Source organism: Flagellimonas meishanensis (assembly GCF_019880545.1).
In the GTDB taxonomy this organism is placed as follows: domain Bacteria; phylum Bacteroidota; class Bacteroidia; order Flavobacteriales; family Flavobacteriaceae; genus Flagellimonas; species Flagellimonas meishanensis.
Genome location: NZ_JAINVW010000003.1, coordinates 1,033,161 through 1,057,779, shown reverse-complemented (window position 1 = coordinate 1,057,779; position 24,619 = coordinate 1,033,161). Strand labels below are relative to the sequence as shown.

Below are 24,619 nucleotides of genomic sequence, written 5' to 3'. Positions count from 1 at the left end.
AACGTTTAGAAAGGTTTGGGAAACCTACCTGTGAATGGTTTGAAGCCTGTCCGGACCTACGGAGACGATTTTGATGGGCACTTGCAACTCTTTTTCCAAAAAGGCGATGTAATCGTTCAGTGCCTTGGGCAAATCCGTGGCATGGTTCAACTTGGTAAGATCTGCCGACCAACCTTTTAGTTCGGTATAGATCGGAGTCACATGGTTGCTTTCAATATTATAGGGCAGGTGGTCTATGCTTTCCCCTTTGTAATGATAGGCCGTACACACCTTGATTTTGTCAAAGCCACTGAGCACATCGGCCTTCATCATCATAAGATCGGTAACGCCATTGATCTGTACCGCATATTTCAAGGCTACCAAATCCAACCATCCGCAGCGTCTGGGCCTGCCCGTTGTAGCACCAAATTCGTTACCGACCCGCCCCATGGTCTCACCATCCTGATCAAAAAGTTCGGTAGGAAAAGGTCCGCTTCCCACCCTTGTTGCATAGGCCTTAAATATGCCGAACACACGCTCTATTTTGTTTGGGGGAACGCCCAGTCCGGTGCAGGCACCTGCAGCAGTGGTATTTGAGGAGGTGACATAGGGATATGTGCCAAAATCAATGTCCAACAAGGAACCTTGGGCCCCTTCTGCCAAAATCTTCTTGCCCTCTGCCTGTGCATTGAAAAGGTACTGTTCGCTATCGATGAATGTAAGTTTCCTCAAGGATTCTATGGCTTCAAAGAATTCGGTTTCCAATTCGGCAAGATCATATTGCACGTCCACATTGTAAAAACCGATCATGGCCTCATGCTTATCGGCCAGGGCCCGATATTTTTGCTTCCAATCACTGAATTCCAAATCTCCCACACGCATTCCGTTCCTCCCCGTTTTATCCATATAAGTTGGCCCGATACCCTTTAGGGTAGATCCAATTTTGGCCTTTCCCTTGGCCGCCTCCGAGGCCGCATCCAATAAGCGGTGGGTAGGGAGAATCAGGTGCGCCTTTCGGGATATGAGTAGTTTGGAAACAATGTCTATGTTGAATTTTTTCAGATTATCCAGCTCTTTTCTGAAGATGACCGGGTCTATGACCACCCCATTGCCTACAATGTTGATGGCATTTTTATGAAAAATTCCGGAGGGAATGGTATGCAGCACATGTTTTATTCCATCAAATTCCAAGGTGTGGCCTGCATTGGGACCACCCTGAAAACGGGCTATAATATCATAATCCTTGGTAAGTACATCAACGATTTTTCCTTTTCCTTCGTCCCCCCATTGGAGTCCAAGCAATAAATCTACCATGAAATGTGCTGGTTATTCGGTTAGGTTTTCTTGTTTGTTTCGGGTGCCGTAAAAATAGAGTGAGTGGTTGTTTATCTTAATATCAAAAACCTCCTCAATGGTTTTTTTGATGGATTGGATCCTGGGGTCGCAAAACTCGACCACTTCACCGGTATCGGTAAGTATCACATGATCGTGCTGGTGGTCAAAATAGGATTTTTCATACTGCGCCTGGTTTTTTCCAAACTGATGCTTTCGCACCAGCTTGCATTCCAAGAGCAGTTCTATGGTATTGTACAGCGTGGCACGACTTACCCGGTAGTTTTTGGTCTTCATCTTAATGTAGAGCGATTCTACGTCAAAATGGTCGTCACTGTTATAGATTTCCTGCAAAATAGCATAGCGTTCAGGTGTTTTGCGGTGCCCTTTTTCCTCAAGAAAGGAAGTGAACACATTTTTTACAATTTCCTGATTTTTGTTGTTCCCCATGGCTTTGTGACCTCTGCTAGAATGCAAAGGTACAGTTAAAAATTAAATTCTGCTTACTTTGTCAATTCCCTCCACACGCTTCAATTTGTCCATCAGTTTTTTAAGGATACTGTTGTTTTTAACCACCAGGGTAATCTTGCCTTTGAAGGTGCCGCCATCTGCACTGAAATTGAGATTGCGCATATTCACGTGCATGTGTTCGGAGATGATATTGGTAATATCGTTCACCAATCCCAAATTGTCGATTCCTGTTAGTTGGATATCCACTGAAAATTCTTCTTGGGAAGAATCTATCCATTTGGCGCCCATGATCCTGTACGCATAATTGGATTGTAGTGAAATGGCGTTCGGACAGTTCTTTTTGTGCACCTTGATGCCGTCATTTACGCTCAAGAACCCGAAAACCTCATCGCCGGGAATGGGATTGCAGCATTGGGATAGTTTGTAGCCGAGTTTTTCTTCCTCCTTGCCAAAAACGAGCATGTCGTATTTGGATGTGATTTCTTCTTTGTCAACATCTTTGGGGGATGGGGTCCTACGGATACGGTTTTTGAAAAAGTTGAGGAACGCGTTATTGTAGGACGAGGCGAAATCCTTGATTTTTTCATTGTCGATGACACCTATACCAACCCGATAGAACAGGTCCAGACTGGTCTTGAGTTTGAAAAAGACGACCAATTTGTTCACAGTGTCCTCCGTGAGGTTTATTTTTTGCGATTTTAGCTTTCTTCGCAAAATTTCCCTGCCTTCTTCTGCAATGCTCTTTTTCTCTTCCCTTAATGATGACTTTATTTTGGCCCTTGCCCTTGCCGTCGTGGTATAGTCCAACCAACTTTGATTGGGTTTTGCACTCTCCGAGGTAATAATTTCCACCTGGTCGCCACTTTGAAGCTCAGATCCCAGGGGGACCAATTTACCGTTGACCTTAACACCACGCGTCTTCATCCCAATTTCGGTATGAATGTGAAAGGCGAAATCCAGGGGAGTGGAGCCTTTGGGCATGGATTTTAATTCACCCTTGGGGGTGAACACAAATATTTCCTTGGAATACAGGTTCAGTTTGAATTCTTCCACAAAATCCACTGCATTGCCATTGGCTGTCTCCAAGGCCTCCTGCAAGCGGTTCAGCCATTCGTCAATCCCTTGTTCCTTTTGCTCACCATGTTTGTATTTGAAGTGGGCAGCGTAGCCTTTTTCGGCAATTTCATGCATCCGCTCACTCCGTATCTGTACCTCTACCCATTTTCCCTTGGGTCCCATCACGGTAATGTGCAGCGCTTCATACCCTGTGGATTTTGGTGAGGTGATCCAATCCCTCAACCGAATGGGATTGGGGGTGAAATGGTCCGTCACAATGGAATATATTTTCCATGCAAGGAACTTTTCATTCTTCCTGTCCGATTTATAGATGATCCGTATGGCGAACTTGTCATAGACCTCTTCAAAGGAAACGTTCTGTGCCTTCATTTTCCTTCTTATGGAAAAGATGGATTTCATGCGTCCCTTGATTTCGTAATTAAGGCCCTCTTTGTCCAGCGAATTCCTAATCACATTGGAAAAATCTTCAATGTAGGCCAGTTGTTCTTCCTCCGTATCCTCGATCTTGGCCTGGATATCCTTGTACACCTCAGGCTCAGTATATTTTAAACTGAGGTCCTCCAAATGGGTCTTTATATTGTACAAGCCAATGCGATGGGCCAGCGGGGCGTAGATGTAGAGGGTTTCCGAAGCTACTTTCACCTGCTTGTGCTCCGGCATGGAATCCATGGTGAGCATGTTGTGGTAGCGGTCCGCAATCTTGATGATGATTACCCGGACATCATCATGCAGGGTCAACAGCATTTTTCTAAAATTCTCTGCTTGCTGACTGATGTCCTTGTCTTTCTTAAGGTGGGCTATTTTGGTGAGTCCGTTCACGATACGTGCTACAGTCTCGCCGAACATCCTTTCAATGTCATCCAGGGTATATCGGGTGTCCTCTACCACATCATGAAGCAGGGCAGAGGCGATGGAAACGGCATCCAAGCCAATTTTGGAGGCAACAATCTTGGCCACGGCAATGGGATGGAATATGTAGGCTTCCCCAGATTTTCGCCTTTGGTCCTTGTGGGCGTCTACGGCAACATCAAAGGCAGAGCGTATCAGTTTTTTGTCCTCAGGGGTCAAATTCTGATAGCTGATGCGTAGCAACTCTTTGTATTGCTTCGCAATTTCCTTGTTTTCTTTTTCAATCGCAGCCTCCGTCATAGTAAATTAAAATTACCACAATCTTTACTGCTGGACAACAAAAATTATGCCTTTAAATTTCTAATGCGTTCCACTAGAGGTGGATGGGAATAATGCACGAAAACGTATGCCGGATGGGGGGTTAAATTGCTAAGGCTGTTCTTTGACAGCTTTTTCAATGAGGTGACCAAGGGTTTGGCCGCAAAGGTGTTTTTGGCAAAATCATCCGCCTGGAACTCAAATTTTCTTGATAAATAGTTCATGGCCAGGCCGGTAACCTCGGAAATGGGGCTGTACAAGAGGGCAAAACCCACCAACCCCGCATGAAAGCTGGGCTGGCTTACACCGATGGCCAGTGAAATCTGCGGATCATTGATGAAAAGGGAAAGTATATACAGTGTAAATCCTGTCAACAGTATACTGACCACTAGGTTGAAAACAACATGTTTGCGTTTGTAATGCCCTACTTCATGGGCCAAAACTGCCACAATTTCATCCTCATCCAGGTCATTGATCAGTGTGTCGAAGAGCGTGATACGTTTTTCCCGACCGAATCCAGAAAAGTAGGCATTGGCCTTGGTTGACCGTTTGGACCCATCGATCACGAAAATATTTTTGAGTTCAAAGCCGGCCTTACGGGCATAGCTTTCTATCGCGTTTTTTAAGCTACCCTCCTGCAATGGGGTCTGTTTGTTGAAAAGTGGGACAATCAGCCTGCTATAAAATAGATTGATGAACAAGATGAAGACCCCGATAAAAATCCAGGCATATACCCAAAAACGGGAGCCTGTCCATTGGTAAAATAAAATGAAAAGGTAAAGCATGGCACCGCCCAAGACCAAGGTCAGGACCATTCCCTTTAACTTATCCAGGAAAAAAAGCCTTCTGGGTGTGGTGTTGAAACCATATTTTTCCTCAATCACAAAGGTTTTGTAATAGGAAAAGGGCAGGCCCAACAAGGTGCTTCCAAAGAACACAAATCCAAAAAAGAGCAGTGTAGTGGCAACCTCACCTTTAGTAAACGATCGGGTAAGTTGGTCCAACCACTCAAAACCGCCCAGGAGCAAAAAAACAAGGGTGAACAAAAGGGAAAAGCCGTCGGACAGCAAACCGAATTTGTAATTTGTCTTTTTATAGGCTTGCGATTTTTTATACTCATTTTCGTTGAACACATCGCTCAGTTCCTGGGGTACCTGGGCCTTAAAATGTCTGGCGTTCAGGAACTCCAAGAGTTGGTGAACAAGATATTGCACCAACAAAATCCCAATGATCACATAAAAGAGCGTCGTTTTTTCCATAGCTTAAAATCCGCGTTGCCGCATGGCTTCAAATATAAGTATTGCCGCCGACACCGATACGTTCATAGAGTCAATTTCACCCTTCATGGGTATTTTGATGTTCTGATCCGAGTTCTCCAGCCATTCTGTGCTCAATCCGGTGGATTCCGTACCCACAACAATTGCAGAGGCCTCCCCATAATCACAGTCCGTGTAATGCTTGGATGCTGAAAGGGCAGCACAAAGAATCTTGATGTTGTTCAGCTTTAGGTACGCAATGATCTCCTCTGTACTTCCCATGCCCACTTGGTTGGTAAAAAGGCAGCCCACGCTGGAACGTATGATGTTTGGGTTATAAAGATCGGTTCTCGGATTGGCTATCAGCACGGCATCCAGTGCCGCGGCATCAGCGGTCCGCAACAAAGCACCGATGTTGCCAGGCTTTTCTGGAGCTTCGGCAACCAAAATCAAAGGTTTTTCCTTTTTTAGAGCAAGACTTTCCAGGCTGTGCGGTTTGTGCCTTGCAATTGCCAAGATTCCTTCCGTGGTTTCCCTATGGGCAATTTTTTCATATACCTGGGAGGTGACCTCAACGCTATTGACCCGTTTATCCTGGACCAGCGTATCGATATCACGATTGGATGCAATTGTTGGGTTATACAGCAGGGTTTCCATATGATAGCCTCCCTTAAGAGCCAACATTATTTCGCGCTTTCCCTCCACAACAAAGCGTCCGGTTTTTTTCCGCTCCCTAGACTTTTCCTTCAAAAGCAGGACCTGCTTGACCAAAGGATTTTGGACACTACTGATAAGTTTGGTCTCCATGATAAAATCAAAAGTAGCTATTATTGTAAGTCCTTCAAGCAGTTTTCGACCAAGCGCCAAAACAAAATCATGAAAAAATTGTCCTTTGTATTGATTGCCTTTGCACTTATGGCATGTAAAACGGAGCCTAGGAAAGCATCTACGGAACCCAAAGTTCAAGCTGACGAAGTAAGTCAATCACAAAAATACCCCACCGATCTTAGCAAGGTTTTTGCCTTGCATGGAGAGCTGGAAAGGTGGAATGAAATGCGCACACTTTCCTTCGAAATACCAAATCCAGAAGGTGTAGAAACACACACTATAGATCTATGGTCGAGGCAGGATCACGTAGCCACCGATAAATTTTCCATGGGGTATGATGGGCAGGATGTTTGGTTGAGTGACCCACAGGATGTCTATAAGGGAGATGCTGCATTTTATCATAACCTCATGTTTTATTTCTATGCTATGCCCTTTGTGTTGGCCGATGATGGTATAGTTTATTCTGAAACGGAGCCTCTGGTTTTTGAAAATGTGTCATACCCGGGAATTAAGATTGGCTATGAAACAGGAGTCGGGATATCATCAAAGGATGAATATTTTGTTCATTATAACCCCGAAACGTATAGAATGGAATGGTTGGGTTACACGGTCACGTATATGAGCGGCGAGCCGTCTGATAATGTTAGATGGATTCGTTATGATGATTGGCAATCGGTTGAGGGGCTGATGCTTCCAAAAACCATTACCTGGCACAATTATGAGGGAAGCACAATTTTGGATGCAAGGGATACCTTGCCATTTAATAATGTGACACTTTCCAGCATGGCAAAACCCAAAGAGTTTTATAAAAAACCAGAAAATGCGGCTCCGGTTGAGGTCAAAAAAAGCTGATGGAATAAAAAGTTGGCTGTATGCGGAAGCCCATCCAAGCTGTTGCGTTGGCTATTGCAGGGTTTTTCGGGATGAATTATTCTTGTGATAGTTTACCATATAGGCCACCACTGCCTGATAGCTCTGTATGCCTTCATCTTGGTTGTTCGCCTTTAAAAAAGTACTGAAGATGAACTTGAACATCGGTTCAAGTGGATTTTGATATTTTTCCCAAAATTCCTTGAGTTCTTGAAAGTTTTTCTTCACTCCTGGGTTCAACAAGGCAATAATTTCTTTGGAGGCCTCCTCGTCTTTTCTTTGCAGATCTGACAAACAATATCCAAGGGCATGGTGATAGGCCGCATATTTGAAATAGGGATCTTCATGCTGTTCGGTGACCAAAAAGCCTATAAAATTGGTAGCGCCTTCCGCGGCATAGCCCAATTGATGACCCACCTCGTGTCCGCTCACCGTGGGCAATCGAAACAAGGGGGTCAATCCGTTCACATGTGCTTCATTGGTAAAAGGATTTAGATAGCCACCGTAACCCATGTAGGTGAGGGGCAGGCTGAACAGGGAAGCTTTAAGGCTGGACCGTTTGTATTCAAAATCCGGGAAGCTCTCCTTAAAACTGGCATAACCCGCTTCAGTCTTTTTGAATATTTCGGCCCGGGAATAGGGAATTTTTACCGCCGTTGCCGTGTCCCCGGCCAGTTGGTGTTGATATTGGTTGGTTTTTTCCGCCAAATATTTGGTGAATCCAATCAACTCGGTTACTTCATATTCCCTTTGGATACCGAACTTTTCATGGATGGGTTTTCTATAATAATTCATGCCCCAGAGCAGGTGAAAGGCGAAAAAAACTATGGAAAGAAATACGGCGATGTCCTTTAAAAATAGCAGTGGTTTCTTTTTGATGGTTTTTCTGTGCTTGAAAATATGACTGACCACCAAAACGAACAGACCCAGATAAAAAATGTCTCCGATGGAAAAAGGAATCCAACCCAAAAGCGTCCTGAGCATTTGGGAAACCACGGGATAAGTACCCTTGCTGTAGTATTGTTCCACAAAGTCGGGATAATTGCCAATCCATTTGACCAATGCAATCTGGACCGGCAAAGCCAGTGCCAGAATCGTCTTCGCCTTTGGAGTTTTAATGGAGTCCAAAATCATTTGGCTAAGCAATTGAAAGGGCCACAAATTCAATTGTGGCCCTTATCATGTTTTATTCCTGTAAGCCCGTGATCTCAAGGTCAAAGACCAAGTCTGAATTTGGGGGTATCGGCCCACCTCCTTGGGCCCCATAGCCCAAATGCGAAGGGATGAACAAGCGGACTTTGTCGCCCACCTTCATGGTTTGCAAGCCTTCCTTGAACCCGGGAATAAGCCGTGCGTCGGGGCTGTAGTCCATTGGGAAAGCCTCATATCCACCGCCTTGCTTGCGCTGCAGGTCAAAATTGTTGAATTTTTTTGCGACTTCTTCGTAGTTGCTATCGAACAAATCTCCGTTCGGCAACCAGCCTGCATAGTTGACCATTACTTTTTGTCCAATCTTGGGTTGTTCGCCGTTGCCTTCAACCAAGGAGTAAATGCGCAGGCCAGACTCGGTCACTTGCGCTGCCTCTTTTTGGGTGTTGAACTCGGCGACCAATTCTTCCTTCATTTTTTGGAAGGCTGCCTGGGCCGCTTCTTCCTCTGCAAAATAGTCCGTTAGGATCTGTACTGCATCAAAGTTTTTGGCCTCCCTGCCGTTTCTAACAATTTCCACCTTTTTCATTACCACATCCACTTTGGGCCTATCCCCGGTCTGGGTTTCTATACCGGCAATGGAATCCACCACCTGCATACCGCTGACCACCTCGCCAAAAACCGTATGACGGCCGTTGAGCCAAGGGGTGGGCTTGTGCGTGATAAAAAATTGGCTTCCATTGGTTTTGGGACCGGAATTGGCCATGGAGAGTATGCCCTTTTTACTGTGGGCAAGCGAATCGTGGAACTCATCCTTGAATTTGTAACCGGGATTCCCGCTTCCTGTTCCCGAAGGATCGCCCCCTTGTATCATGAAATCTTTGATCACTCTATGGAAGATAAGGCCATCGTAATATTTTTTGCCCTTGAGGCTGTCACTTACAAAAGGGTTGTTTCCTTCTGCCAAGGATACAAAGTTTGCCACGGTGACTGGTGTTTTTGCATGCTCGAGTCTAACGATGATGTCGCCTTCCGATGTCTGGATATCCGCGAAGATACCATCTCCCAATTCGGCGTATTGGCTGGATTTACATCCAAAAAAGATCACGGATAGTAGGGTGATCATAAAAAGGGTTTGTTTCATGTTGTTTATGGTTTTAGTTTAAACTATCGTTATCAATAATGATTGTATGCAATTCCACTGAGGATTTAACAGGGGTTTTTGGGCCGATGGCGTTTCCGTCTCCCTGATACCCGTAAGCTTGTAAAGAGGGAAAAAGAAATGTGGCTTTTTCGTTGATTTTCAACAGCTTAACAGCCTTTTGCAATCCTGGAAAAAGTTGTTCCTTGTCCACTACATACGATGTGGGCCCTATGGCTTCAGCCGTGTAGATGGTATCGTTGCCGAGTGTCATCAAATTGTATGAAAACAAAATTTGATCTTTGGGTTTTGGGGTGTAGGTGGCCGTGTCGTTGATTGACTCCATATAATACCAAAATCCGTTGGGACTTGTCAGGTATTCGTTGACCGAATCATTGGCCATGATCTCTTTGATCATTTGCTCTTCATGGGCCAATAGAGCCTTGCTACGCTCCACCGATTCCTTGAAAAAGCTTCCGGACTTGACCTCGACAGGTTTTCTGGGTTCCGGTCCCCCGCATTGCCAAAAGAGCAATCCCAAAAATAGTATCAGCGGTATCCTCATGGATTTAACTTGCTTTTGTAATTTTTTAAAATCGTGGTGAACCGGTCTATGGTCACTTCCATGCTGTCCTCGCTTCGTCCCCCGGCTGCATTGTCGTGGCCACCTCCGTTAAAATGTTCCCTTGCAAATTCGTTCACCGAAAAATCTCCCACAGATCGGAAGGAAATCTTAATGATACCTTCTTCGCGGTTTTCAATGAAAATGACAGCAAAAATAATTCCTTCCAGGGTCAAACCATAATTGACAAAACCTTCGGTATCCCCTTTTTTGAAATCATATTGGTCCAACTCCTCCTGCGTTAGGGTAATATAAGCAGTGCAGTATTCGGATAGGATTACCATATTGCTCAGGGCAACGCCCAACAGATGAAGCCGTGACGGTGAATTGGTATCAAAAACCTGGCGATGGATGTCCATATTGTCCGCTCCCCGGTCGATAAGATCGGCCACCACACGATGGGTTCTGCTTGATGTTGATCGATATTTAAAAGATCCAGTATCCGTCATGATGCCGGCATAAATATTCGTGGCAATGTCCTTGTCCAAGGAATCCAATCCGTCCAAATATTCAATGAAGTTGTACACCATCTCGCAAGTTGAGCTCATACACACATCCGAATAGGCCACCAAGGCATAATCACCTGGTTGTTGATGGTGATCGATCATGATGAAATCCGCATTGGACGCTTTAAGAATGGGTTCCATCTGTCCGCATCGGGATAGATCGTTGAAATCCAAAGTAAAAATAACGGTGGCTTCCTGCAGCGCTGCCAAGGCTTCATTGTTTTCCCTTTCAAAGTTCAGCACATGTTCATTGCCGGGCAACCATTTAAGGAACTTGGGGTAATCGTTGGGTGCCACTACGTGCACGGTCTGCCCCATTCCTTTTAAGAAGGCGTATAGTGCCAAGCAGGAGCCCATAGCGTCTCCATCTGGATTTTTATGGGGGACAATTACGATTTTTTGAGGTAGGGAAAGAATCGACTTAACTGCCGTGATATCCGCTAAATTCATGCGCGCAAAGATACAATATTATCGTATAGTGCTCACCTGATCTGCTTCATTTTGTTTGATGGAACAGTACTGCCAAAGAATTAAAACAGACCGGCCAAGCCTTGCCTGTTGGTCTAAAAAGTGTAAGTTTGCGCAAAATTTTTAAAAAATGACTGGAAATAGAACATTTACCATGATTAAGCCAGATGCAGTTGAAAACGGATACATCGGTGCGATCTTGGAAAAAATAACAGCCGCTGGATTCAAGATAGTGGCCATGAAATATACGCAGTTAAGCAGAAGGGATGCCAAAGAGTTTTATGCCATCCATAAAGACCGTCCTTTTTTTGGTGAATTGGTGGATTTTATGACCCGTGGGCCCATTGTTGCGGCTATTTTGGAGAAAGCCAATGCCGTGGACGATTTCCGTGCCCTCATTGGGGCTACCAACCCTGCTGAAGCTGCAGAGGGGACCATTCGAAAGCTGTATGCAAAGGATATTGGTGAAAATGCGGTACATGGATCGGACAGTGATGAAAATGCGGCCATAGAAGGCGCTTTCCATTTTTCCGGCAGGGAAGTATTTTAACCACACTATTGGAATAGAAATGCTAAGCCACTCACTTCGGGTGGCTTTTTTCGTTTGAAAAAAGCATCAATTCCCCATCACTTCCCCTTGGATTTATCATGCCAATAGCTTTGAAACCAATTTTTTCAAGCAATCGTTTTGAACGATCATTTTCCGGCATTACAATCGCCAGGATATGGTCCAATTTCAGGTGGGATTTTCCAAATTCCATTATGGCCTGGCCAGCTTCACCCATAAATCCGTTTCCCTCGTACTCGGGCAAGAGGGCAAAACCGATATCGGGACTTTCCAGATAGTCACGCTGCAGGAAGCCACAAAGCCCAATGGGTTCCAAGGTCCCTTTTAGACATACCTTGTACAGCCCAAAACCATGTGCTTTATAGGATCCCAACAGGTTTTGATTAATGTACCCTAGGGCCTGTTCTATAGTGGAAACCCCTTTATTACCGATAAATTCCAGCCAAGTGGGGCTGTTCAAAAGCTCTAAAATAAAACCAGCATCAGCCTGGTCGGCCTCCATAATGCGCAATCGATCTGTTTCGGTAATGATTTTCAATTGATCTGTAATTTAACGCAGCACGAGTTTCTTGACCAATTCCCTGCCCAATTCCTCGTTGATCATGGCTATGATCTTGGTTTTGCCCATGCTCAATTCTTCCCGGAGCACCGAAGAGGTAAGGGACACATAAAGCGTTTCGTTTTTGAGTTCCACGGAGGAGGTATAATTGTTCACGCCATTGCCCATCAATTTGACCCAGGCATCTTTGGCATCCACCTTGTCCATCCCGGATTGCAATCTATTTTCCTTGATGAACTCGTTGAGCGCTGCGCCCAAAGGCAAGTGGGAGTTGTGTCGCTTGGCCATTATTTTGGAATTGCAATGGGTTGAAAACGCTTATAGGTATAGTGGATGGTTTCCTGGTTGATAACCGAAAACGATGTGGAATCGAGATGAACCAATTTTTCCTCCCATTCACTAAAATCGTTGGAATATTTCAAAATGAAGCCCCCTTCCGATGTTTCAACAAAAAGAAGTTCAGCATCATTAGAGGCATTATAGCTACCGTCAAAGTTGGGTTGGACCTTTTTGCGAAACCCTTTTTTATTCTCAAGGTGGATAAAATCGATGCTCGGATTCACGGCATATTGTTTCTTCGAGCCATCGGGAAACCCTACCTCCGCAATTTCCCAATATCCATTCAAATATTTTAGATCATCCGCTGAGATGGTGGTCTTTTTGCAGCTCCATAGAAGCAAAAACATACTAAATACAAAAATCCGGACCATGTTCACAAGGTAAATATTTTATAGCTCTGGTGGATACTTTTTACCACATTTTCGGTTCGGTCAGCATGGGTATCCGTGATGAAGATCTGCCCAAAATTATCGTCCTTCACCAAGCTCACGATTTGGGCGACACGGTTTTCATCCAATTTGTCAAAAATGTCATCCAACAGCAGTATGGGAGTGGTTTTGGATTGCTGTTTCACCAAATGGAACTGGGCCAGTTTCAAAGCGATCAGAAAGGATTTTTGCTGTCCCTGGCTCCCAAATTTTTTGATGGGATGCCCTGCAATGGTAAACAGTAAATCGTCCTTATGTACTCCAGCAGAGGTATATTGCAAAGCCCTGTCCTTGTTGATGGAAGATTCCAAAAGCGATAAAAGGCCCTCTTCCATGAGCTGGCTTTCATAGGATAGCATAATTGCCTCATCTTTATTGGTAATATGGGCATATTGTTCCATAAAAATGGGAATGAAAGAGGCAATAAAAGCTGAGCGCTTTTTATGGATTTCGGTACCCAAAATGTGAAGCTGTTCATTGTAAATGCTTAGTGTATCCAAGTCAAAGGTATTGTTCACGGCGAAGTATTTCAACAAGGAATTCCGCTGCACCAATACCTTATTGTATTTGATCAAGGACTGGAGGTAGGCCCTATCGGACTGGGAAATCACACCATCCATGAATTTCCTCCTGGTGTCGCTACCCTCCAGGATTAGATCTCTGTCAGCAGGAGAAATGATCACCAAAGGCAAAAAGCCAATGTGCTCCGAAAATTTTTCATAGGCCTTGCCATTTCTTTTGATGACTTTTTTGGTGCCCCGCTTGAAGCTGCATATAATTTTTTCCGTCCGTCCCTCTTTTTCAAATTCCCCTTCAATCACAAAAAAATCCGTGTCATGCTTTATGTTCTGCGTGGAAACGGGATTGAAGTAACTTTTTCCAAAGCATAGGTGGTAAATGGCATCCAAAATGTTGGTCTTGCCCACGCCATTGTTGCCCACAAGGCAATTGATCACAGGGTCCAGTTCAAGGTTACTGGAATCAAAATTTTTGTAATTGACTAAAGATAAATGCCTTAAAAACATAAAAAATAAAGAAAAACCATGTTTTGAATAGTGGGGATGGCCATTAAAGATTCCAAAAATAACGAATAAATTACCTTTTGGTTTTGGATAAAAACTTTATTTTTGCGCGACCAATTTAATGACGGATGGCAACATACAAGAAGCGAGGCTTTAAGCCAAAGAACAAGGCAGAAGAAGACCAGATAGAACAAATGGAAAGCACAACGGCGGAAGTGTTCCAAACACTTGACGAAAGTGCTTCCAAGACCGAGGCCTGGGTGCAAAAAAACCAGAACTACATTTTGGGGGTTATTGGTGCCATAGCCGTTGGTGTGTTGGCCTATTTGGGCTATCATCAGTTCATCCAAAAACCAAAGGAGGCCACTGCGGCCAATGAGCTTTTTTATCCTCAGCAGTATTTTGACCAGGCATTGTCAAACGAAACCGCAAAGGATTCTTTGTTCTCCCTTGCACTCAACGGTGCAGAGGGGAAGTTTGGGTTTTTGGACATTATTGAGGAATATAAGGGTACCAAGGCGGCCAATCTTGCCCAGTATTCAGCCGGGATGACATATTTGAACCTACAGCAGTACGATGAGGCGATTGCCCATTTGGAAAATTTCTCCTCGGATGACGCCATTCTTGGCGCCATGGCGAAGGGAGGAATAGGGGATGCCTTTACCCAATTGAATCAACCAGAGGATGCCTTGGACTATTATGAAAAAGCCATAGCCCATGACAACAATGGGTTCACCACGCCCAGATTTCTTCGCAAGGCCGGTATTATGGCTTTGAACTTGGGCCAAAAGGAAAAAGCCCTTGGTTTTTTTGAAAGAATAAAGGAAGAATATCCTGAGACCCAAGATGGGGTGGGTATCGATGCCCTGATTGGCCTGGCCAAAAATTAAACCATGGCCACGGAGAACAAAAATCTATCCGTCTACGACAAAAGTAAAATCCCAAATGCGGCGCAACTGCGATTTGGGATTGTTGTTTCCGAGTGGAACGCAGAAATAACAGAAGCCCTTTTTGAAGGGGCCCAAGAGGCTTTGTTGGATTGTGGAGCACTGTCCAATAACATAATCCGGTGGAACGTACCCGGTAGTTTTGAATTGACTTTTGGCTGCAAAAAAATGGTTGCCACGCAAAATGTGGATGCCGTTATTGCCATTGGCAGCGTCATTCGTGGTGAAACGAGTCATTTTGATTTTGTCTGTAGTGCCACTGCACAAGGCATCAAGGATTTGAACCTCTCCCAAGATGTACCGGTCATTTTCTGCGTGCTTACCGATGATACCTGGCAACAGGCCAAGGACAGAAGCGGTGGAAAGCATGGCAACAAGGGGACTGAAGCGGCCGTTGCCGCAGTTCAAATGGCGATGTTGGGAAAATAGGTGAAGGAATCGCCCGTTAAGCCCAAATCTGGATGTATTCAATACCTTGAAATTAGACTTTCACACGGGACCTGTACTTCTGCCCAAACTTAAACCCAACCCCTGTTAACATTTTTTGGGAATGTACGCCAATCCTTTTTTGCTAATTTGAGTAACTTTGAAATCAACGGAAAAGGACACCATGCGAAACCCTTTAAAACTAAAAAAAAACAAAACGTTCAATTATTCGCCGCGATATTACAAGGGTGATGGCAGTCCTTTCAAAATTGAACACAAACTGGATAAATTCCGAAGTACGGCACATACAAAAAGAGGGCTCAAGAATAAGTTTTCGTCCGCTATGGATGACCTAAAGGTGGAAGGTGATAGGAACCTCAAACTCCGTTTGCTGGTAATTGTCGCCATTTTATTACTGCTTTTTCTCTTTGTGATAGACTTCGATTTGTCGATATTCCTGAATCCATAATGGCTGACATCATCAGACTTTTACCGGACCATGTCGCCAATCAGATTGCAGCAGGGGAGGTGGTTCAACGACCGGCCTCTGTGGTCAAGGAGTTATTGGAAAATGCCATAGACGCGGGTGCCACGGTCATCAAATTGATTGTAAAGGATGGTGGAAGGACGTTGGTGCAAGTGGTGGACAATGGGCTGGGGATGAGCGAGACCGATGCTAGGCTGTCTTTTGAAAGGCACGCCACCTCTAAGATTTCCAGTGCCCAAGACCTTTTTAACTTGCATACCAAGGGATTTCGCGGAGAGGCCTTGGCCTCCATTGCCGCCATTGCCCATGTGGACATGCAGACACGCACCGAATTGCAAGAGCTGGCTACACATATTAAAATAGAGGGAAGCAAGGTAGTTTCCCAAGAGGTGGTGACCGCCCCCAAGGGAACATCGATAGCTGTTAAAAATCTATTCTTCAATATTCCCGCGCGACGAAATTTTCTGAAATCCAACCAAGTGGAGTTACGCCACATCACGGATGAATTTCATAGGGTTGCGCTGGCACACCCCAACATTGAGTTCCATTTTTACAATAATGGGTCCGAGATATTCAACCTGCCCAAGGCCAAACATCGACAACGGATTTCGCATATTTTTGGCAGTCGCATGGAAAATAGGTTGGTCCCTGTGAGCGAGCAAACCGAGGTTGTCAACATATCCGGATTTATCTGCAAACCGGAGTTTGCCAAAAAAAGTAGGGGCGAACAGTTTTTTTTCGCCAATCATCGATTCATAAAAAGTCCATATCTGCACCATGCGGTGACCGCTGCCTTTGAAGGGTTGATAAAATCTGAAATGTATCCGGGATATTTTCTTTATCTGGAAGTGGACCCGGCTTCCATCGATATCAACATACATCCCACAAAAACGGAGGTGAAGTTTGATGATGAGAACACGCTGTACGCCATATTGAGGTCCACCATAAAGCACAGTTTGGGACAGTTCAATGTGGCCCCGGCCCTGGATTTTGAGCATGATCCCAATTTGGACACCCCCTATTCCTTTAAGGAAAAAGGAGCCGTACTGCCCCAAGTTACGGTGGACCCCACTTTCAATCCCTTTCTGGAAAGGGGCAAGGGTACTGGGGCTGTGAGTTATGGTAATCAGCGGGTATATCAAAAAACAAGCAGTCAAGGCTGGGAGGGTTTGTATGAAGGCCTGGAAAGAGATGTTTATGATGACGCGTTTAGTAGTCTTACCATAGAGTCGGATGGTGGTGGACAGGAAGCGATGAACTTGGATGACGGGGAAACTGTACAAGGGGCCACCACATTTCAGCTAAAACGCAAATATGTGGTAAGTACGGTGATGTCCGGCATGTTGGTAATCCATCAGAACCGGGCCCATGAAAGGGTGCTCTTTGAAAAATTCCTCGGTGAGATCACGGTTAAGCAAGGCGTGAGTCAACAGCTCTTGTTTCCTTTGGAACTGACTTTTAGCAAACAGGAACTCGGAATTTTGATGGAAATAAGGGAAAGTCTGACAAACATTGGTTTTGCTTTTGATAGTCTGGAAGCGGAAACTGTTAAAGTGACAGGTATGCCAATATTGGTTCCAGAAAGCGGTATTGGCACGGTATTGGACCGTTTAATTGCTGACTATAAGGAAGGATTTGAGGGTGGTTCAAGTTCCCAGGCCGAAATCTTGGCAAAGGTATTGGCCAAAAATCTGGCCGTACGGACCGGGGATTTATTGGACCAAGAATCGCAGATGGCACTGGTAAACAATTTATTTGCGTGCAAAGAGCCAGGTTTCAGTCCTTTCAACAAATTGACATATACAATAATCTCCGAAGGGGATATCAATAAAAAGTTTATATAAATGGGAAGATTGACCGAGGCCGTAAAACACTTGCTGATCATTAATGTGATCTTGTTTTTCGCCACAATGATTTATGGGGGACAAATGCAGGAGTGGTTGGCTCTTTCATTTCCAGAGAGTAATGGTTTTAGGTGGTGGCAGATTATATCTCATATGTTTATGCATTGGAGTGTAGTCCATATATTGTTTAATATGTATGCGCTTTGGGCTTTTGGAACGCCTTTAGAACAAAATTGGGGAAGGAATAAGTTTTTGTTCTTCTATTTTTCAGCTGGATTAGGTTCGGTTATATTATATACCAGTGTTAATTATTATTTTTTTAATCAAGGCCTTGATACACTTATTAATGCTGGATTTACCAAGTCTCAACTAATGGAAGCACTCGCAAGTCCCAATGGGATTGACTCAGAAATATTAAAGAAGTACGCTCCTTCTGACGTCGTAGATAATTTTGTTTCCTCTTACTATGGAAAAGGCGCTGGTGCTTCGGGAGCCATTTATGGTATTTTGGTCGCTTTTGCCTTTATGTACTCCGAAGCCCGATTGATGTTGATTTTTTTGCCCGTTCCCATCAAGGCAAAATATTTTGTTCCCTTGTTGATAGCGGTGGACCTTATATTTGGAATTGGAAACGTTAATACTGGGATTGCGCACTTTGCACATATCGGTGGTGCGCTGATAGGTTTTCTTATGATGTGGTACTGGAAAAAGAACGAGTTTAATGATAAACACTGGGATTGACCTATGGCAACTGGAGGGCTTCGATACAACTTTGCTAGACTCAGCATAGCTGAAAAGCTGATAGCCATCAACGTGGTTATCTTTGTTTTGGATGGATTGTCCAAGGCCCTCTTGGGACATTCCGTTTCGGATTGGTTCCATTTGCCCAAGGACCTCATGGAATTTTTGGGACAACCTTGGTCCTTGGTCACCTATGCATTTTTTCATGGTGGGTTGGGGCATATTTTCTGGAACATGATCATGCTTTATTTTACCGGACGCATCTTTTTGAACCTTTTTGACAAAGTGCGGTTTATCAATGTGTATTTTTTGGGTGTGATTGTCGGCGGCATTGTCTTTCTGGCAAGCTACAATCTGTTCCCCACCTTGGTCCAGACCAATACGGCTTTGATAGGTGCTTCTGCCGGTGTTACCGCGGTGTTGATATTTATCTGTGCCTATATTCCCAACCAAGAGGTCCGGGTCATATTTTTCAATGTGAAGCTTTGGTATGTTGGCGCCTTCTTTGTGCTGATAGACTTGATCCAGATTCCCTACGGGGGAAATGTGGGCGGTAGGTTGGCACATTTGGGAGGAGCTTTTCTGGGGTATCTGTATGCACGTCAGTTATTGCATGGCAGGGATATAGGCTCCGCTTTTGGTAAATTATGGAGTGGTATCCTAGATCTATTCAAACCAAAAGAACGAACAGCACCACTAAAAACAGTGTATAAAAAAAACAATTCACAGGAAAAAAATGCCAACTATGAAAGGGAAGTACGTCAAAAGAAAATAGACACTATTTTGGACAAGATAAGCAAATCGGGTTATGAGAGTCTGTCCAAAGCGGAAAAGGACTTTTTGTTCAAGGCAGGTAAAGAGGATTGATCTGTGGCAAAGCTTTCTCCTTTCAATAAAGTAGTTTTCTTTATAAACACCATTTTGGCGTTGGTCACCTTCATTGCCATATTGGTGCCATTTGTTCCCGTGACGGCAATACCTGCCCTTTCGGTGTTGAGTTTGATTTTTCCATTATTGATCGTGTTGAACTTTCTCTTCTTTGGCTATTGGATCTTGGTGGGAAAAAGAAATTTTCTACTTTCTGGTACACTTTTGTTGTTTTGGTACTTTTTCTTGGGCCCATTTTTTCAGTTTTCGAATGGTAATGGGCATGAAATTGATGGCGACACTTTTTCCATTATGTCATTCAATGCCAGAAGCTTTAATGATTTAAAACAGATGGACGTTGAAAATGTTGATAGCCTTATCCTCAATTTTGTTGCCCAAAAGGATCCAGATATTCTGTGCTTTCAAGAGTGTTACTATGCCATGAAGCGTAACAACGCTTTGAGCCAATACAAATACAAGTTTGTCGATTATGTATATGGAAAACATAGTGGAAAGGTTATACAAGCCATTTATTCCAAATATCCAATTGCCAACGTCGATTCCGTTGATTTTCCCAATAGCTCCAATAAAGCCATATTTGCTGATATCCTGTTTAATAAGGATACTATAAGAGTTTACAATCTCCATCTTCAATCCTTTAGGATTGTACCTGAATTAAATACCATCAAAAATGAACAATCATCCAGACTGTTCGCAAAGTCTAGAAGGGTAATGTTAAAACAGTATGAGCAGGTCAATCTTGTGCGTGCGGACATGGAAGAGAATCACTTCAAGAAATTGGTGGTTGGCGATTTCAACAATACCCAATATTCCAATGTATATAGGACCATAAAAGGAGGGATGCAAGATACTTTTTTGGAAAAAGGACAAGGTTTTGGACGCACCTATGATCTGCTGGGTTTTCCCATCCGAATCGATTATATCTTGGCAGACCCTGAGTTTGAGGTGCTCACCCATCAGAATTTTAGCGAAAAACTATCGGACCATTATCCCATAATGGCCACTTTACGACTAAAGGCGGAGTAGCACACAATCCGTCATATCCGCTATTATGTGAATTATCAGAGCAAGTCCCAACAATCGTGTCTTTTTAAAAAAAGGCAATATTGAATAGGCCGTGATCGCCCAATAACTGTGCAAGGGGTGGTGGCCTATGCTGCAACGGCCGGAATCAAAAATGGGAGTGGCAAAAAAATGGTCCACATCGATCAAGATTCCCGCCAAAAGAATAAGCATTACCCTTATGCGATTATCCCGAAAAAACCAAAGGGCGATCAGGACCGGAACCAAGAAATGAATGCCATAATGGATAAGATGTCTAAGCATGTGGAAAATCCAGATTTTGGTTTTTCAAATAGGAAACTGCATTGGGGCCTTCGTTGAACAAAAGATCTAAAATGCTAAGATTGGGCACAAAATCGTGCCGGTCCCCAAAAACCTGGGTGTAATGTGCAAAATTAAAATCAGGTTCCTTTTTTGCATGTACTAAAAAACGCCCGTCAAGATGCTCCACAGGGTACAGCTCGTATGTGCTGGTTTTTGATTTGGGTATTTCAATGCCCAAACAGCTTCCAATCTTTTCTATGGTTTTCATGTTAAAGTCATATAGAAGGTCGTCCGACCCCTCAAACAGCGGTTGAATATCATCCTCATAAAACTCAAAAAAGGGAGAGGTCCGATAGGCTGTTTCCAAGGTGCGCCAATGATTCTTCTTCCAATTATAGCTATTGTCCATTTGAACCTCACCATATTTTTGCCGTCCTTCTTTGTCCCCCACATGCTTCACTGGAATGTTGAGCATGTGTTTGCCTTGATCTGTGCAAATATAGCAGCGATTGCGATAGGTCTGTTTTTGAAAGTTGTCCTGGGACTCCCAAACCACATTGTTCTGTATTATGGCGACGAAAGTTGCGATGCTGGGAAAATATGAGGGATGCAATACCATTCGTTTATGCGTAGATTCGATTGTGAAAAGGTCAGGAGCCACTTATTTTGTCTGATAATTTCTTAATGAATTGAGTTTGTTGGTAATACTCTCCAATCGATACCTTAAATCTTTATAAGTATCGATGGATACAAAGCCAAATTCCAAAGCTAGAATCAATTGATTCAATATTTCAACGGCCGAACTAAAGGAAAGGGTCGTGAAGTGCGCCTTGTCCTTATTTGTTTTCCTAGCTGAACCTTCCGCGATGTTGGAACAAACTGAAACCGAAGCTCTTCTTAACTGTGAGGTAAGGCCAAACTTTTCATCTTCTGGAAACCCTAAGGTCACCCTATAAACCTCCTTGGCAAATTCTTTGGCCTCTTTCCAAACTTCAAGTTTTTCAAAAGAGTAGGTATACATGGGCAGATGGTTCGGATAAACAAATCAACAGTCTACCCATTTTGTTTCTTTTTCCTTCGTTTTCTGATAAAATTAAATATAAACCAGCCCACTAACAGCGCAAGAAAATATTTCAGATAGGAAACCGGTTCACCGCTACCTCCAACTGTAGTGAAGATGCGATCCCATCGGGGCTTCCAATTGGCAATTCCCTCGTTGAAATTATCAAAGCTCATCCATAAAAAAACGGGCTTGCCCACAATATGGTCGGCGGGAACGTAGCCCCATGTTCGGCTGTCCTCGGAATGATCTCGGTTATCACCCATCATCCAATAATAATCTTGGCCAAAGGTATAGGAACTGGCTTCCTGGCCATTGATGTACACTTTTTGCCCTGAAACCGCAACCTCATTGCCCTCATAGTCCCTGATTATCTTCTTGTATAACGGAATGGTTCTATAGTCAATCTTTACGGTCGTTCCGGCTTTCGGAATATATATGGGGCCAAAATTATCGTTGTTCCACGGATAGATGTTGGGTCTTTGCGGGAACGCCCCTCCATATTCACCTTTGGGTTCCACAGTGCGTACCACGGAATCAATCGCAGGGTTTTCGCGCAGCGCTTGCACCATTTCCTGGGTTAGGTTGGCCACTCTGGACCTTGGTTTTTCTTCGGTCAAGGCCAGGCGCAATTGCCTTATCACATCTGTTGGGATGCCTTTTTCCTGTGTTACGAGTTCGATTTTGCCATCGGCGGTTCGGTTTGCTCCTAGAACAAACGGTGCCAGAGCATTGTACTGGTTTTGGTTGAGATTGTCCGCTATGTATTTTCTGAAATAATCCGAGGCATCCACCTCATCCAACAACCTGCTTGACACTCCATTTTTTGCATATATGGTATGGTCATACATCACTTTGGCCCTGTCCGACAGCTGGAATTGTTCTCCATTGATATAGACCGTGCCATTGATTACCGCAAGGGAATCACCAGGGGTTCCAACGCACCGCTTTACATAGTTCGATTTTTTATCGATGGGTTTTTTTACGGGTTTGTCGGCCCTAAAAAATTGCACCAAAGTATCCGCGGGCAGGCTGAAGACCACGATATCGTTTTTCTTTACTGTTTGGAATCCGGGCAACCGCAAATAGGGCAATCGCAACTTGTTTTTCCAGGAGGTTTTATAGGTGGCCGGGTTAACATCGGCAATGTACGATCGCGTTTTTAGTCCTGGCAGGGTATCGTGCACCATGGGCGCAGCCAAAGTGGTCATGGGCACCCTTGCCCCATAATGAAACTTGCTCACGAACAGAAAATCCCCAATGCGCAACGTACGCTCAAGGGAACCCGTGGGAATCACATAGGGTTGTATGAAATAGGTGTGCACAAAAGTGGCCGCCACAATGGCAAAAACAATGGAACTTACCCACTCGCCAAGCCCTGTTCTTGGTTTTAGGCTCCGGTCCTCAATGTAGGTAACATCTTCAACATAGTTGATGTAATAGATGTAAAAGCCCAATGTAAGTATCACTGCCCAAGTGTGTGCAAGCTTATTTTTTCCAAAACTGCGGATGGTCTCCACCCAAACAACGGGAAACATCAACAAGTTGATTATGGGAATGAACAACAACAGTACCCACCACCAAGGGCGGTTGATTATTTTCATTAGAACAATGCCATTGTAGATGGGGATGGCGGCTTCCCACGCCTTTCTTCCTGTCTTTTGGTAAAGCTTCCATGTTCCCAAAAAATGAATGATCTGAATGATCAAGATGAAAATAATCCACTGTGTGCCGTCCATATCAATGTTTCTTTGTAGGACTTAACGTCCTCTCTATTGTTACGTTTTTTATGTTAGGTTTAACACGTCTTTCATTGAAAACACACCGGTTTTCCCAAGTATCCACTCTGCCGCGATCACTGCACCCAAGGCAAAGCCTTTCCGATTGTGGGCGACGTGTTTTATTTCAATCTTGTCCACTTCACTTTCATAGGAAACAATATGGGTACCAGCAACGGCACCCTCTCTTCTTGAACTAATGGGAATACTTTTTTCATCCGTCGTGTCCAATTTCCAAGTTTCATAGGGACTATTTTCAATGATTCCTTCTGCCAAAGTAATGGCAGTTCCACTTGGAGCGTCCAATTTTTGGGTATGATGTATTTCCTCCATGGAAACACGGTACTGGTCCAATTTGGACATCATCCTGGAGAGCTGTTCATTCAATTCAAAGAAGAGATTTACCCCCAAACTGAAATTGGAAGCATATATAAAGGCACCCTTTTTTTTGTGACAATATTCTACAGCTTCCCCGTATTGTCCCAGCCATCCTGTGGTACCGGAAATAACGGGCACTCCATTTTTAAGACAACTTGTGATATTTTGAAGAGCTGCTGCCGGGGTGCTGAAGTCGATGGCCACATCCATCTTGGAAAAGTCAATTTCCTCAGTGTCAACATCTACCTTCGCCACAATGGTATGGCCCCTATCTTGAGCTATTTGCTCAATCATTTTCCCCATTTTCCCATATCCGAATAGACCAATGTTCATTTTCTAAAATTTTATGAGCAGTGCCATGCCATAGTTAGGTTCATTGGTCCAGGGATTCAAATCCAAATAAGGTTTAAAATCAAGCGAAAGGTCCTCATCCACGTTATATTGTTTTAGGTGTGCATCCACGTTGGCATCTATGATGTTGAGTGCGTAAAGCGCTATGGTCACCACGAGGGCCAAATCACGGTCACGTTGTCGGGCTTCCTGTGCATCTTGCAAGGCTTCCGATGAAATATCAGGACCATTTCCATCGCCGTTAATGTCGTAGAATTCGTCATCCGTAAAACCGGCACGCCTGCGCTTAAATGCTTCCCGGGCCTTTCTATATTCGGTATTGTTGATGGAATAGACGTAAATACCCGTGCCAAGAGCGCCATAAACCAGCGGTACTTTCCAATATTTTCTGTTGTAGGCTTGCCCCAGTCCGGGCAGTACTGCGGAATAAAAGGCAGCCTTACTGGGACCCAATGGGTTTATCCTCTTTTTTTCATAGGTGACCTCTTCAATGGTGATGCCCTCGCCTTCCAAATCCATGGCCAGGGAATCTATGGCGGTCGGGACGGGCTGTTCTTCGGTTTTCTTTTTCCCATCCTGCTGGGAAAAACCCATATTGAGGAAAAATATAA

The 24,619-nt window shown here is 44.1% G+C and carries 28 protein-coding genes and 1 pseudogene; 10 read left to right on the top strand and 19 right to left on the bottom strand.

The genetic code is table 11. The annotated features are described in order from the left end of the window. Positions 1 to 24 precede the first annotated feature (24 nt). Genes K7G75_RS12760 through K7G75_RS12740 form a run of 5 tightly spaced genes read right to left on the bottom strand, consistent with a single transcriptional unit; the run spans position 25 to position 6,089 of the window. Positions 25 to 1,293 (bottom strand): adenylosuccinate synthase, encoded by a 1,269-nt coding sequence (locus tag K7G75_RS12760; protein ID WP_222984627.1) that lies wholly within the window; start codon positions 1,291 to 1,293, stop codon positions 25 to 27. Between the two features lie 12 nt (positions 1,294 to 1,305). Then, positions 1,306 to 1,761: a Fur family transcriptional regulator gene (locus K7G75_RS12755; RefSeq protein ID WP_222984626.1), complete on the bottom strand. Its 456-nt coding sequence runs from the start codon at positions 1,759 to 1,761 to the stop codon at positions 1,306 to 1,308. A 42-nt stretch (positions 1,762 to 1,803) separates the two neighbouring features. Beyond that, on the bottom strand, positions 1,804 to 4,008 hold the full coding sequence (locus K7G75_RS12750; protein WP_222984625.1) for a RelA/SpoT family protein: 2,205 nt from the start codon (positions 4,006 to 4,008) through the stop codon (positions 1,804 to 1,806). 44 nt (positions 4,009 to 4,052) lie between these two features. Further along, on the bottom strand, positions 4,053 to 5,285 hold the full coding sequence (locus K7G75_RS12745; RefSeq protein WP_222984624.1) for a M48 family metallopeptidase: 1,233 nt from the start codon (positions 5,283 to 5,285) through the stop codon (positions 4,053 to 4,055). Between the two features lie 3 nt (positions 5,286 to 5,288). Beyond that, complete coding sequence (locus tag K7G75_RS12740; RefSeq protein ID WP_222984623.1) at positions 5,289 to 6,089, bottom strand: TrmH family RNA methyltransferase; 801 nt, start codon at positions 6,087 to 6,089, stop codon at positions 5,289 to 5,291. Between the two features lie 69 nt (positions 6,090 to 6,158). Here K7G75_RS12740 and K7G75_RS12735 point away from each other — a divergent pair, with 69 nt between their 5' ends. Beyond that, positions 6,159 to 6,962: a DUF6503 family protein gene (locus K7G75_RS12735; protein WP_222984622.1), complete on the top strand. Its 804-nt coding sequence runs from the start codon at positions 6,159 to 6,161 to the stop codon at positions 6,960 to 6,962. Between the two features lie 51 nt (positions 6,963 to 7,013). On the opposite strand, the gene K7G75_RS12730 is transcribed toward K7G75_RS12735, so the two are convergent. Genes K7G75_RS12730 through K7G75_RS12715 form a run of 4 tightly spaced genes read right to left on the bottom strand, consistent with a single transcriptional unit; the run spans position 7,014 to position 10,848 of the window. Next, positions 7,014 to 8,114, bottom strand: coding sequence for a DUF3810 domain-containing protein (locus K7G75_RS12730; protein ID WP_222984621.1), 1,101 nt, complete (start codon positions 8,112 to 8,114; stop codon positions 7,014 to 7,016). Positions 8,115 to 8,166: 52 nt separating this feature from the next. After that, positions 8,167 to 9,273, bottom strand: coding sequence for a peptidylprolyl isomerase (locus K7G75_RS12725; RefSeq protein WP_222984620.1), 1,107 nt, complete (start codon positions 9,271 to 9,273; stop codon positions 8,167 to 8,169). 13 nt (positions 9,274 to 9,286) lie between these two features. Next, positions 9,287 to 9,835 carry a gliding motility-associated peptidyl-prolyl isomerase GldI gene (gldI, locus tag K7G75_RS12720; RefSeq protein ID WP_222984619.1) on the bottom strand — a complete coding sequence of 183 codons (549 nt, stop codon included), beginning with the start codon at positions 9,833 to 9,835 and terminating at the stop codon, positions 9,287 to 9,289. Next, on the bottom strand, positions 9,832 to 10,848 hold the full coding sequence (locus K7G75_RS12715) for a DHH family phosphoesterase (RefSeq protein ID WP_222984618.1): 1,017 nt from the start codon (positions 10,846 to 10,848) through the stop codon (positions 9,832 to 9,834). The genes gldI and K7G75_RS12715 overlap by 4 nt, the downstream gene beginning before the upstream one ends. Positions 10,849 to 10,996: 148 nt before the next feature. Between K7G75_RS12715 and K7G75_RS12710 the strand changes: the two genes are divergently transcribed. Then, complete coding sequence (locus K7G75_RS12710) at positions 10,997 to 11,416, top strand: nucleoside-diphosphate kinase (RefSeq protein WP_222984617.1); 420 nt, start codon at positions 10,997 to 10,999, stop codon at positions 11,414 to 11,416. Positions 11,417 to 11,447: 31 nt separating this feature from the next. On the opposite strand, the gene K7G75_RS12705 is transcribed toward K7G75_RS12710, so the two are convergent. From K7G75_RS12705 to recF, 4 genes are read right to left on the bottom strand one after another with little or no spacing between them, the layout of a single operon-like run. Further along, complete coding sequence (locus tag K7G75_RS12705; RefSeq protein ID WP_222984616.1) at positions 11,448 to 11,972, bottom strand: GNAT family N-acetyltransferase; 525 nt, start codon at positions 11,970 to 11,972, stop codon at positions 11,448 to 11,450. Positions 11,973 to 11,984: 12 nt separating this feature from the next. Next, on the bottom strand, positions 11,985 to 12,281 hold the full coding sequence (locus tag K7G75_RS12700) for a DciA family protein (RefSeq protein WP_222984615.1): 297 nt from the start codon (positions 12,279 to 12,281) through the stop codon (positions 11,985 to 11,987). Continuing rightward, on the bottom strand, positions 12,281 to 12,703 hold the full coding sequence (locus K7G75_RS12695; RefSeq protein WP_222984614.1) for a hypothetical protein: 423 nt from the start codon (positions 12,701 to 12,703) through the stop codon (positions 12,281 to 12,283). Before K7G75_RS12695 ends, K7G75_RS12700 begins: the two co-directional genes overlap by 1 nt. A 2-nt stretch (positions 12,704 to 12,705) precedes the next feature. Beyond that, entirely contained in the window at positions 12,706 to 13,785 is a 1,080-nt protein-coding gene (gene recF, locus K7G75_RS12690) for a DNA replication/repair protein RecF (RefSeq protein WP_222984613.1), read from the bottom strand. A gap of 125 nt (positions 13,786 to 13,910) precedes the next feature. Here recF and K7G75_RS12685 point away from each other — a divergent pair, with 125 nt between their 5' ends. The 8 genes and pseudogenes from K7G75_RS12685 (at position 13,911) to K7G75_RS12655 (ending at position 20,141) form a co-directional block, all read left to right on the top strand. Then, positions 13,911 to 14,672, top strand: a complete 762-nt coding sequence (locus tag K7G75_RS12685) for a tetratricopeptide repeat protein (RefSeq protein WP_222984612.1) — start codon at positions 13,911 to 13,913, stop codon at positions 14,670 to 14,672. Between the two features lie 3 nt (positions 14,673 to 14,675). After that, positions 14,676 to 15,158 (top strand): 6,7-dimethyl-8-ribityllumazine synthase, encoded by a 483-nt coding sequence (ribH, locus tag K7G75_RS12680; protein WP_222984611.1) that lies wholly within the window; start codon positions 14,676 to 14,678, stop codon positions 15,156 to 15,158. A gap of 181 nt (positions 15,159 to 15,339) precedes the next feature. Beyond that, positions 15,340 to 15,624 carry a riboflavin synthase subunit beta gene (locus K7G75_RS12675; RefSeq protein WP_222985030.1) on the top strand — a complete coding sequence of 95 codons (285 nt, stop codon included), beginning with the start codon at positions 15,340 to 15,342 and terminating at the stop codon, positions 15,622 to 15,624. Further along, positions 15,624 to 17,486 carry a DNA mismatch repair endonuclease MutL gene (mutL, locus tag K7G75_RS12670; RefSeq protein WP_222984610.1) on the top strand — a complete coding sequence of 621 codons (1,863 nt, stop codon included), beginning with the start codon at positions 15,624 to 15,626 and terminating at the stop codon, positions 17,484 to 17,486. The genes K7G75_RS12675 and mutL overlap by 1 nt, the downstream gene beginning before the upstream one ends. Next, positions 17,487 to 17,792 (top strand): annotated as a pseudogene (locus K7G75_RS14900) (rhomboid family intramembrane serine protease); the annotation flags it as partial. A gap of 66 nt (positions 17,793 to 17,858) precedes the next feature. After that, positions 17,859 to 18,227, top strand: a complete 369-nt coding sequence (locus tag K7G75_RS14895; protein ID WP_335341885.1) for a rhomboid family intramembrane serine protease — start codon at positions 17,859 to 17,861, stop codon at positions 18,225 to 18,227. A gap of 3 nt (positions 18,228 to 18,230) precedes the next feature. Further along, positions 18,231 to 19,094 carry a rhomboid family intramembrane serine protease gene (locus K7G75_RS12660; protein ID WP_222984608.1) on the top strand — a complete coding sequence of 288 codons (864 nt, stop codon included), beginning with the start codon at positions 18,231 to 18,233 and terminating at the stop codon, positions 19,092 to 19,094. Between the two features lie 3 nt (positions 19,095 to 19,097). After that, a complete protein-coding gene (locus K7G75_RS12655; RefSeq protein WP_222984607.1) occupies positions 19,098 to 20,141 on the top strand; it encodes an endonuclease/exonuclease/phosphatase family protein in 1,044 nt (347 codons plus the stop codon). Here K7G75_RS12655 and K7G75_RS12650 read toward each other — a convergent pair. Genes K7G75_RS12650 through K7G75_RS12625 form a run of 6 tightly spaced genes read right to left on the bottom strand, consistent with a single transcriptional unit; the run spans position 20,127 to position 24,602 of the window. Beyond that, on the bottom strand, positions 20,127 to 20,441 hold the full coding sequence (locus K7G75_RS12650) for a DUF6122 family protein (RefSeq protein WP_222984606.1): 315 nt from the start codon (positions 20,439 to 20,441) through the stop codon (positions 20,127 to 20,129). The genes K7G75_RS12655 and K7G75_RS12650 overlap by 15 nt on opposite strands. Beyond that, positions 20,434 to 21,060 carry a WbqC family protein gene (locus K7G75_RS12645; RefSeq protein WP_222984605.1) on the bottom strand — a complete coding sequence of 209 codons (627 nt, stop codon included), beginning with the start codon at positions 21,058 to 21,060 and terminating at the stop codon, positions 20,434 to 20,436. The genes K7G75_RS12650 and K7G75_RS12645 overlap by 8 nt, the downstream gene beginning before the upstream one ends. Positions 21,061 to 21,102: 42 nt before the next feature. Then, entirely contained in the window at positions 21,103 to 21,462 is a 360-nt protein-coding gene (locus K7G75_RS12640) for a four helix bundle protein (protein ID WP_222984604.1), read from the bottom strand. A 32-nt stretch (positions 21,463 to 21,494) separates the two neighbouring features. Further along, on the bottom strand, positions 21,495 to 23,240 hold the full coding sequence (lepB, locus tag K7G75_RS12635; protein ID WP_222984603.1) for a signal peptidase I: 1,746 nt from the start codon (positions 23,238 to 23,240) through the stop codon (positions 21,495 to 21,497). A gap of 48 nt (positions 23,241 to 23,288) precedes the next feature. After that, on the bottom strand, positions 23,289 to 23,990 hold the full coding sequence (gene dapB / locus K7G75_RS12630) for a 4-hydroxy-tetrahydrodipicolinate reductase (RefSeq protein WP_222984602.1): 702 nt from the start codon (positions 23,988 to 23,990) through the stop codon (positions 23,289 to 23,291). 3 nt (positions 23,991 to 23,993) lie between these two features. Beyond that, the gene (locus K7G75_RS12625) at positions 23,994 to 24,602 is read right to left on the bottom strand and encodes a DUF5683 domain-containing protein (RefSeq protein ID WP_222984601.1); all 609 of its coding nucleotides are present in this window, start codon (positions 24,600 to 24,602) and stop codon (positions 23,994 to 23,996) included. Positions 24,603 to 24,619 lie beyond the last annotated feature (17 nt).